Raw genomic sequence first — 9,192 nt, 5'->3', positions numbered from 1 at the left:
GTTTTCATTGAAGACAGGTTGAAGAGCACCGATCGATCAGCAGCCCCCGCAGATTGCGGGGGCTTTTTTTTGGCAGGAAGCAGTCAGAGGTGGATGGGGTTAGGCGCAGGTCTGCGGGGTGGGTATGGGTGTGGGTGTGGGCAAACAGGGTGCGTGTGATGAAGAACGGCTTAGGGCCAGGGGTGGTGGCTGCCGCCTGTGAGCACACGGCGCACGCATAACGGCATCGGCTCAGACTGGCGGGAAGCGCGTGAACAGCCTTCCGTGCAGATCCCGGGCAAGAACGTTCTAAAGAAGGCGGAGCTTTCGCTGCCGCAGGCAGAGGCCTAGCAGAGCAACAACGCCAGAGAGCAAGACAAACAGAGAGAGGAAAGCCGATTCATTAGCAGCGGCATGCTGGAAGCTTGAAAACGCTAGATAGACACATGCCACAGCGAAAAGAAGCGGACACAAGGGGAAGAGTGGCGTCTGGAAAGTGTTCACGCTTGGCGCACCGGAGCGGCGGCGCAGGATGATCAGGGACAGTGCAATCAGGGTGAGAAAAGCCCAGAAGAGGGGTGCGGTGTATTCCACGATCGCCGTGAAGCCATCGGGTTGAACGGCGGCGATCGCAATCAACGCGCTGCTGAAAAGACTCTGAACCAGAAAACTCCGGGTGGGGGTGCTTCGTACCCTCTGCCATCCGCCGAGGAAGCCAAGGGCCTGCCAGTCTTGGCCAAGGGCATGGTTGGCCCGGGCACCCATCACCATCGTTGCGTTGATGCTGGTGAGGGCCGACGCCCCGATTAGCAGGATCACAGCCAGCTCTGCCCAGCGGCCAAGGGACTGGCCCAGAACATCCACGGCGGCAGCAGAGCTTTGGGCAAGCCCGGAGATCCCCAGCGCGGAAAGGAACGACAGGTTGAACACCAGATAGATCGCGGTGATCAACATCAGGCTCAGCACCAGCACGTTCGTGACCGCGCGAGGCCCACCTCTCAGCTCTGAAGAGATGGTGGCGGCCTCATTCCAACCACCGAAGGTGAGCAGCACGAACACCAGGGCTGTGCCCAGGCTGGCCGGACGGGGACTGCTCTGAAAGGCCTCGGTGGAGATAGACGCGAGGTGACCATTGCTGGCAAAACCGGCAATGCTGATGATCAGCAAACCAACCAGGATCACCAGCACCAGTGGTTTCTGGATGCCGGTGGCCACGCGCAGCCCCAGCAGATTCGATGCCGTGAGCACGAGTACGACAACCAGCGCCCCCATCCCTTCAGATCGGAGGCCCAGGGGCAGCAGACGGCTGATGGCGTCGCTGAACACAAAAGCAAGCAGAGCAATCGAGCCAGGATTGATCACCGTGGCCTTGGTCCAGGCATACAGGAACGACAACCTGCGGCCATAAGCCAGGGTGAGGAAGTGATACTCACCGCCGATGTGGGGGTAAGCGGAACTGAGTTCGGCATAACAAAGGGCGCCGGTGAAGCTCACCACAGCCCCCACAACCCAGGCAGTGATCAACCAGCCGGGATCCTGGGTGAACTGCGCCACCAGGCTGGGGGTCTTGAAGATCCCGGCTCCGATCACCAGGCCAACGATCAGGCAAACAGCTTCCCATTGGTGGACCACCCGGGCTGGATTGGTCTGGGCTGATGAGGAGGACGTCATGGACTCTGCCTGCGCGCACAATTGGCTCATGGCCGACTCCGCAGCCCTTGGCTGATTCGGCCACCTGACAGCTGCACGTCCACCCCCTGATCGCTCAGGGTTCCGGCAAGGATTCCAGCCCGGACCGTTCCCTTGAACGTGCCGCGGGGTTGGTCACCATTGGCTGATCTGGTGCCGTAGGTGAAGCTGATCGCTTCGCCCCGCATCCGTCCGGAGAGAATGCTGAGGCTCTCACCATTGAGCAGCAGGCGGCCGCCCAGCATCTGGAAGGACTGCTGGATGTCAAGCTCCGCTGCCGGCTTCGCACCCTGAGCGCCCAGCTGCCAACGGCCCTGCACCGAGGCAGGAACCACCCAGAAATAGCCTCTGCCCCCTTCCAGCTCAATGGTGGCATCAGCCGGCCAGGTGCCCATATCGAAGGAATTGGATACAACCCGAGTGCCAGGACGCATCGCCAGGATGGTGGGCTTCAGCTTCACGTTGAGTTGTGGCAAGAGGTAAAGCGTGAGCACCGTGGCCTCGCTGAAATCCTCTTTGAAGATGTCTCCCCTGATGAACGTCACCTTGTCGTTCACTGCGGCCCGAGCGGCATGACGTTTGGCAAGCGCAACCAGATCTGGGTTGTACTCAATGCCAACCGCTTTAATGCCGTAGCGCTGAGCCGCGCCGATTACAATCTTGCCGTCGCCTGAGCCAAGGTCGTAAAGAATGTCACCGTCCTGGATGTTCGCGATGTCCAACATGGCCAGCATCAGGGCATCCGGCGTTGGCACCCAGATCACGTCCTTCCCTTCCTGACCCACGCTTGGCTGGTACAGCACATCGCCTGGCGTGGCTTGGGAGCCATCGGCCCATGCAGCGACCGGTGGCAGCAGCCAGACCAACAACACTGAGGCGACCAAGGCCAGGCCATTGATCCTCACCATCGAACGGCTTGTTCTTCGAGCCGACCTGAATAGCTCGACTGGATGACCGCCGCAGTGGGACAAAGGGGGCATCACCTCAATGGATCATCTCGCCACCATCTTGGTGGCCTTCTCTTCAGGGTTGATGTGTTGCACAGCACTCGAGATGTCCATTTTGATCCAACGGAGAATCCACTCTCTTGCGTGCAATAGCGGAGTGGAATGCCCAAGAATGGACCGAAAGCTTCCCCTTTCGCCTGCGACCTTCTCCATCCAAAGGACGGAGCATTCACGGCCTTGGCGCTGAGAACAATGACCCTTCACCGATCTTGAGTGCATGCAGGTTGAAGGGCATCGATCCAACCGCCAGCGGCCCCGCAGGCCGCGGGAACGGTGTGGCGCAGACCTCAGGCGCGGGCCATCGGGGCGGGGATGAGAAGCGAGGGGAGCAGCACCACGCAAGCGACGCCGGCCTGAGACAGCAGAGAGGTGATAGCTGAGGCGCAGCAGCTCGAATCAGTAGGCTCCAGCCAGTGCAATGGCGCCATGGGCAGCAGCTTCGGCCAGCTCTTTCGTATCAGCACCTTCGGCGAATCGCACGGCGGCGGCGTGGGGGTGATCGTGGATGGCTGCCCGCCGCGGCTGCCGCTGGATCTGGCAGCGATTCAGGCCGAGCTCGACCGGCGCAGGCCTGGGCAGAGCCGCATCACCACCCCCCGCAAGGAAGCCGATCAGGTGGAGGTGCTCAGCGGGCTGCTCGATGGGGTCACCCTCGGCACCCCGATCGCCATGGTGGTGCGCAATCAGGACCAGCGTCCCGGCGACTACAAGGACATGGAGGTGGCCTTTCGCCCCTCCCACGCTGATGCCACATACCAGGCCAAGTACGGGATCCAGGCCCGCAGCGGCGGTGGCCGCGCCTCGGCGCGGGAAACGATCGGCCGGGTGGCCGCCGGTGCGATCGCCAAGCAGTTGCTGGCCCGCGCCCACGGCACCGAGGTGATGGCCTGGGTGCGGCGCATCCACACGATCGAGGCGCAGATCGATCCAGCGCTGGTCACCCTGGCGGCTGTGGAGGCCAACATCGTGCGCTGCCCCGACCCTGAAACGGCGGAGCGAATGATCGAACGGATCGAGACGATCGGCCGCGAGGGCGATTCCTGCGGTGGGGTGATCGAGTGCGTGGTGCGGCGGCCGCCGCCAGGGCTGGGCATGCCGGTGTTCGACAAGCTGGAGGCGGATCTGGCCAAGGCGGTGATGTCACTGCCAGCCACCAAGGGCTTTGAGATCGGCTCCGGCTTCGCCGGAACCCTGCTGCGAGGCAGTGAGCACAACGATGCCTTCCTGCCCACCGCGGATGGCAGCCTGCACACCGCCACCAACAATTCCGGTGGCATCCAGGGCGGCATCAGCAACGGCGAGGAGATCTGCCTGCGGGTGGGCTTCAAGCCCACCGCCACCATCCGCAAGGCCCAGCAGACGGTCACGCTGGCCGGGGAGGCCACCACGCTCGAAGCCAAAGGACGCCACGATCCCTGTGTCCTGCCGCGCGCGGTGCCGATGGTGGAAGCAATGGTGGCCCTGGTGCTGGCCGATCACCTGCTGCGTCAACAGGGGCAATGCAGTCTCTGGTGATCACGCTGATGCCGGGGCCGGCGGCAGGAGGGCGGCCGCCCGCTGGGAAACAGGCAGGCTCCCGCAGCTCGTGGTGGGCACAGCTTTCCGCTGAGGCTGCCACGCACACAAGGTTGGCTCAGGCCTGAGAGAAGGGCAGCCATGGCCCGGTGTTTGCAGGACTGTCCGGATCATCTGCGTTCTTGGCTGAGGCGGCTGCTGAAGCCAGCTTGAGGGCCTGCAGCACCAGCGCCAGCTGAGGGTCCAGGGCAGCTTCGGGGCCGGCAGTGAAGAGGGCGGAGCCCAGGGTGACCGCCTGCACCCCTGCCGCCAACCAGACGGGCACATCGGCGGGGCCCAGACCGCCGGCGGCGATGCAGAAGGGCAGCGGAGCCAGGGGACCGGCCAGCAGGCGCCAATAGCCAGGGCCGAGCGCCGCCGCCGGAAACAACTTGACCAGGCCGCAGCCCAGGCGCCGGGCAAGGTTCACCTCCGTGGGGGACATCACTCCTGGCACGAGCAGCAGATCCAGCCGTGCCGCCTCGGCCAGCAGCTCGGGGCACAGCAGCGGCGACATCGCATAGGACAGACCGGCCGCACGCACATCGGCGAGGGCAGCGGCCGTGGTGATCGATGCTGCTCCCAATGACAGGCCGGGAAACTGGCCTTGCAATGCCTGGCACTGCTCCACCCAGCCGGACTGGGGCGACCAGGCCACCTCCACATGCCGTACACCCGCTGAGGCCAGCTGCTCCACTCGCCAGTGGAGTGCGGCGGCCTCAGCGCAGCGCACCACGGTGAGCAGGGGCTGCTCCCGCAAAGAAGCAATGAGCCCGCCAGTGGCGGGCCCCCAATCCGCAGCCCCAGACAGGAGCTGCGGAACACCTGCTGGCTCAGACGTACTCGGCGACCCGCACATCGCTGCGGATCAGCAGCTCCTGCAGCTCCTCGGCATCCACGGTTTCCTTTTCCACCAGGATGTCGGCGAGTTCGTCGAGCACCGAACGGTTGTCGGTGAGCACGCCCTTGGCACGGCGGTAGGCCTCTTCCACCAGTTGCCCCACCTCCTCATCGATGGCGGCGGCGGTGTCTTCGGAGAAGTCGCGCTCGGCGGCGATGTCACGGCCGAGGAACATGCCGCCCTGGGAGCGACCGAGGGCCACAGGGCCGAGCCGATCGGACATGCCGAAGCGGGTAACCATCTGGCGGGCGACACGGGCCACCTGCTGGAGGTCGTTGGAGGCACCGGTGGTGACTTCGTCTTCGCCGTAGACGATCTCTTCAGCGACACGACCGCCCAGGGCCACAGCCATCTGGTTCTGCAGGTAGGCGCGGGAATAGAGGCCCGATTCCATCCGCTCTTCACTGGGGGTGAAGAAGGTGAGGCCGCCGGCCTGGCCACGGGGAATGATGCTGATCTTCTGCACCGGGTCGTAGTCGGGCATCAGGGCGCCCACGAGGGCATGGCCCGCTTCGTGATAGGCCACGAGGCGTTTGCGCTTCTCGCTCATCACCCGGTCTTTCTTCTCGGGGCCGGCCATCACGCGCTCGATCGCGTCGTTGACCTCATCCATCGACACTTCGGTGAGCTGACGGCGGGCCGCCAGGATCGCCGCTTCGTTGAGCAGGTTGGCCAGGTCGGCGCCGGTGAAACCGGGGGTGCGGCGGGCGACGCGGTCGAGGTCGACATCCTTGGCGAGGGTCTTGCCGCGGGCGTGGACTCCGAGGATCTGCAGCCGGCCCGCGTAGTCGGGGCGATCGACCACCACCTGGCGATCGAAGCGACCCGGCCGCATCAGCGCTGAATCGAGCACATCGGGGCGGTTGGTGGCAGCCACGATGATGATGCCGGTGTTGCCCTCGAAGCCGTCCATTTCGGTGAGCAGCTGGTTGAGGGTCTGCTCGCGCTCGTCGTTGCCACCGCCGAGACCGGCGCCGCGCTGACGGCCCACCGCGTCGATCTCATCGATGAACACGATGCAGGGGGCATTCTTCTTGGCCTGCTCAAACAGGTCGCGCACACGGCTGGCGCCCACGCCCACGAACATCTCGACGAACTCCGAACCGGAGATCGAGAAGAAGGGCACGCCGGCCTCACCGGCCACCGCCTTGGCGAGCAGGGTCTTGCCGGTGCCGGGAGGGCCCACCAGCAGCACGCCTTTGGGGATCTTGGCGCCGACGGCCGTGAAGCGATCGGGGTTCTTGAGGAAGTCGACCACCTCGGTGAGCTCGAGCTTGGCGCCCTCGATGCCGGCCACATCACCGAAGGTGACCTGGGTCTGCGGTTCCATCTGCACCCGGGCCTTGCTCTTACCGAAGCTCATGGCCGGGTTGCCACCGCCGCCCTGGGCGCGACGCAGCAGGAAGAAGAGGCCGCCGAGCAGGAGCAGTGGGAACAGCAGGCTGCCGATCGCCTGTTGCCAGGCCGCCGGTTCGCGGCTGGGCTGCACGGCGATGTCGACGTTGTTGTCGGTCAGCAGCTTCAGGAGGTCCTTGTCAGGGGCGAGGTTGACCACCGCGCGGCCGCCATCGTTTTCGACGATCTGTGCGGTGCCCCGGTCGGGGGAGATGAGCACACGCGACACCTGCTTGCCTTGCACCGCTTCAACGAAGTCGCTGTAGCGGAGGGTGCGGGGGGCGTTGGCCGGGTTGGGCCGGTCGAGGAAGGCCGTTCCCACGGCGATCACCACGACGGCAAGGAGCACATAGAGCCCCGCATTGCGCCAGCGCTTTTTCACCCTGTGTGCTCCTGATGAGATGGAAGTAACGGAATGTTAATGGGGCGGCAGGCCGTCAGACGGCGCGCAGGACCTCCACCACGCTACGGAAGGCAAACCATTCCGGGATCTCCTCGCCGCTGCGCAGCATCTGACGGAACTGGGTGCCGCTGAGTTTCTTCACATGCAGCCCGCGGGCCTCGGCGTGCTCGGCGGTCACGTAGCCCTCCTCCTCGGTGTACACGAGGTTGAGCGACGGCACCGTTTCCATGCCCAGCTCGGTGGCCTGGTCGCGGGCGAAATCCTGCGCCTGGTAGGGGCCGTAGAAGTCGTCGCCGGTGAGGGACGATTTGCAGCCGGCCATGTCGCGACCGATGATGAAGTGGCTGCAGCCGTAGTTCTTGCGGATGATCATGTGCTGCAGGGCCTCACGCGGGCCGGCCATGTGCATGGCGTAGGGCAGATAGGCCCAGCGGATGCGGGGGTTGTCCACCTCGGCGGCCAGCCGCTCATACGACTGAAAGCGCACCTCGCCGGCGATGTCGTCTTCCTGGGTGGGGCCGCACGTGGGATGCACCAGCACCACGGCATTGGCGCTCACGTTGGCGGCGTGCAAGGCACGGGTGAACAGCTCATAGTGGGCCCGGTGGATCGGGTTTCGGCACTGAAAGGCCACCACGTCTTCGCTGGCGGGCAACTGGCTGCGCACTTCGGCCGGCGTCTGGCAGGGAAAGACCCGGCGGGGCAGCTCAAGGCCCTGCAGCATGCCGCCGAGGTAGAAGCGCCCGCGCTCGCCGCAGATCATGCGCACCGCCGGGTGCTCGATCGAAGTGGTGCCGTAGCAACCGGCCGCCTCACGCACCTTGTCGGGCTCCCAGCGGCTCTCGACCGTGAGCACCGCCAGGTCCTGACCGCGGTAGGTGAGCAGCAGGCGATCGCCCGGGGCGATGGTGTCGTCGTCGGTGTCCATCACCACCGGCAGGCCGAACAGCAGGCCCGAGGTGGTGCGGTGCCCGCTCACCACAGCGTGGTAATCCTCTTCGTGCATAAAGCCGCGCAGGGGCGAGAAGCCGCCCACCATCAGCAGTTCCACGTCGCAGGCGTTGCGATCGGAGCACTCCAGCACCCGATCCACACCGGCCTTCACCGCCGCCACCTGCTCGGGCGGCACGCGCAGATCAACGAGCGTGCCGCCGTGGGGCGCGATCCCATGAACCATGGGTTGGCCGTCAGCGGAAGTGGTTGAGGTCACGGGCAGCGACATCAGGGAATGGAGAGATTCTTTCAGAGCACCCTTGCCTGGGTGGTGAACAGGGGAGCCCGGCCCGATGGGCTCAGCGGTGGGGCGTCCGGAACGCCCGCGCCGATGGGAAGGGACGAAAAAGCCCTTCCGGAGACTGCTCCGGAAGGGCTTGGCGAAATGCGGAAGGCCCGGACCTGGCTCAGGCCTCTTCGAGGCGTCCGAACAGCTGGCCGGTGACCTTCACGTCGACAGCCTGCTTGCCGCCCATGTCGGTGTCGGAGGGCTGGATCGCCGTGAACACCCCGGCGAATTCACCGGTGGCGCTGTCGACCTTGGTGATCGAGAGGCTCATGGAGCCGCGACCATCGATGTACTGCTTGGTGTTCTCCTTGGCCAGGGCTTCGTCGTCACCGGCCGGCACCAGGCCCATAGCGCTGCTGTAGCCGGTGGTGAGTCCACGGCCCTTGGGATCCAGGAAGTTGCTGGTGCGGTAGCTGGGGGTGCGGTAGGTGCCTTCGAAATCGGTGCTGGTGCTGATCGCGGCCCCGTTGGAGGTGGCCAGAAGCTCCTTGCTGGAGAAGGTGAACGGCACTTCCTCACCACCGGGCATCAGCACGGTGATCGGCTGGAAGTCGATGCCGCCGAGCTCCTTGAAGGTGAGGGAGTCACCGGCGACGGTGAGGTCGCCATACACCTGATCCAGGCTGGAGGTGTAGCGGGTGAGGATCTTGCCGGCCACGAACTGGGCTTCCTGCCGCTTGTTGGCGGGTTCACCCTTGACGAACACCTCGCTGGGGTGGAGGCAGATGTCACGAAGCTGATAGCGGGCGCCGGAATCGAGGGGAATCGTGCCGCGCGCAGAATCGGGAAGGGTGGGGCAGTCGTTGGCCTTGCCCGTGTTGACGATGTCTTCGTAAGTGACGTTGGAGCGATCAACAGCTTTGGCACCGCCGCCGCAGGCGGTGACCATGGTGAGGCAGAGCGCCAGCACGAGTGCGAGCAGGGGTCGGAAACGCATGGGGAGAAGCCGCGCGGGCAGGGTGAAACCTTGTTAAGGCGTGCG

General features: G+C 65.0%; 7 protein-coding genes. 1 reads left to right on the top strand and 6 read right to left on the bottom strand.

Annotation, left to right across the window (positions count from 1 at the left end; translation table 11 throughout):
* Nucleotides 1-288: 288 nt before the first annotated feature.
* Entirely contained in the window at nucleotides 289-1,650 is a 1,362-nt protein-coding gene (locus KBY86_RS14325) for an APC family permease (RefSeq protein WP_255141616.1), read from the bottom strand.
* A gap of 26 nt (nucleotides 1,651-1,676) precedes the next feature.
* Nucleotides 1,677-2,576, bottom strand: a complete 900-nt coding sequence (locus tag KBY86_RS14320; protein ID WP_255141615.1) for a methyltransferase domain-containing protein — start codon at nucleotides 2,574-2,576, stop codon at nucleotides 1,677-1,679.
* 525 nt (nucleotides 2,577-3,101) lie between these two features.
* On the opposite strand from KBY86_RS14320, the gene aroC reads away from it, so the two are divergent.
* Complete coding sequence (aroC, locus tag KBY86_RS14315; RefSeq protein ID WP_255141614.1) at nucleotides 3,102-4,190, top strand: chorismate synthase; 1,089 nt, start codon at nucleotides 3,102-3,104, stop codon at nucleotides 4,188-4,190.
* Nucleotides 4,191-4,308: 118 nt separating this feature from the next.
* Here aroC and KBY86_RS14310 read toward each other — a convergent pair whose 3' ends face one another.
* The 4 genes from KBY86_RS14310 to psbO form a co-directional block, all read right to left on the bottom strand.
* Nucleotides 4,309-4,989, bottom strand: coding sequence for a bifunctional 4-hydroxy-2-oxoglutarate aldolase/2-dehydro-3-deoxy-phosphogluconate aldolase (locus tag KBY86_RS14310; RefSeq protein ID WP_255141613.1), 681 nt, complete (start codon nucleotides 4,987-4,989; stop codon nucleotides 4,309-4,311).
* 73 nt (nucleotides 4,990-5,062) lie between these two features.
* Nucleotides 5,063-6,907, bottom strand: coding sequence for an ATP-dependent zinc metalloprotease FtsH3 (ftsH3, locus tag KBY86_RS14305; protein ID WP_094514883.1), 1,845 nt, complete (start codon nucleotides 6,905-6,907; stop codon nucleotides 5,063-5,065).
* Between the two features lie 55 nt (nucleotides 6,908-6,962).
* Nucleotides 6,963-8,150, bottom strand: coding sequence for a sulfate adenylyltransferase (gene sat, locus KBY86_RS14300; protein WP_094514887.1), 1,188 nt, complete (start codon nucleotides 8,148-8,150; stop codon nucleotides 6,963-6,965).
* Nucleotides 8,151-8,328: 178 nt separating this feature from the next.
* Nucleotides 8,329-9,147, bottom strand: a complete 819-nt coding sequence (psbO, locus tag KBY86_RS14295) for a photosystem II manganese-stabilizing polypeptide (protein WP_094514891.1) — start codon at nucleotides 9,145-9,147, stop codon at nucleotides 8,329-8,331.
* Nucleotides 9,148-9,192 lie beyond the last annotated feature (45 nt).

This window comes from Synechococcus sp. Lug-A (assembly GCF_024345655.1).
Classification (GTDB): domain Bacteria; phylum Cyanobacteriota; class Cyanobacteriia; order PCC-6307; family Cyanobiaceae; genus MW101C3.
The sequence above is the reverse complement of the archived record's forward strand: the minus strand, read 5'-3'. Positions and strand labels throughout refer to the sequence as shown.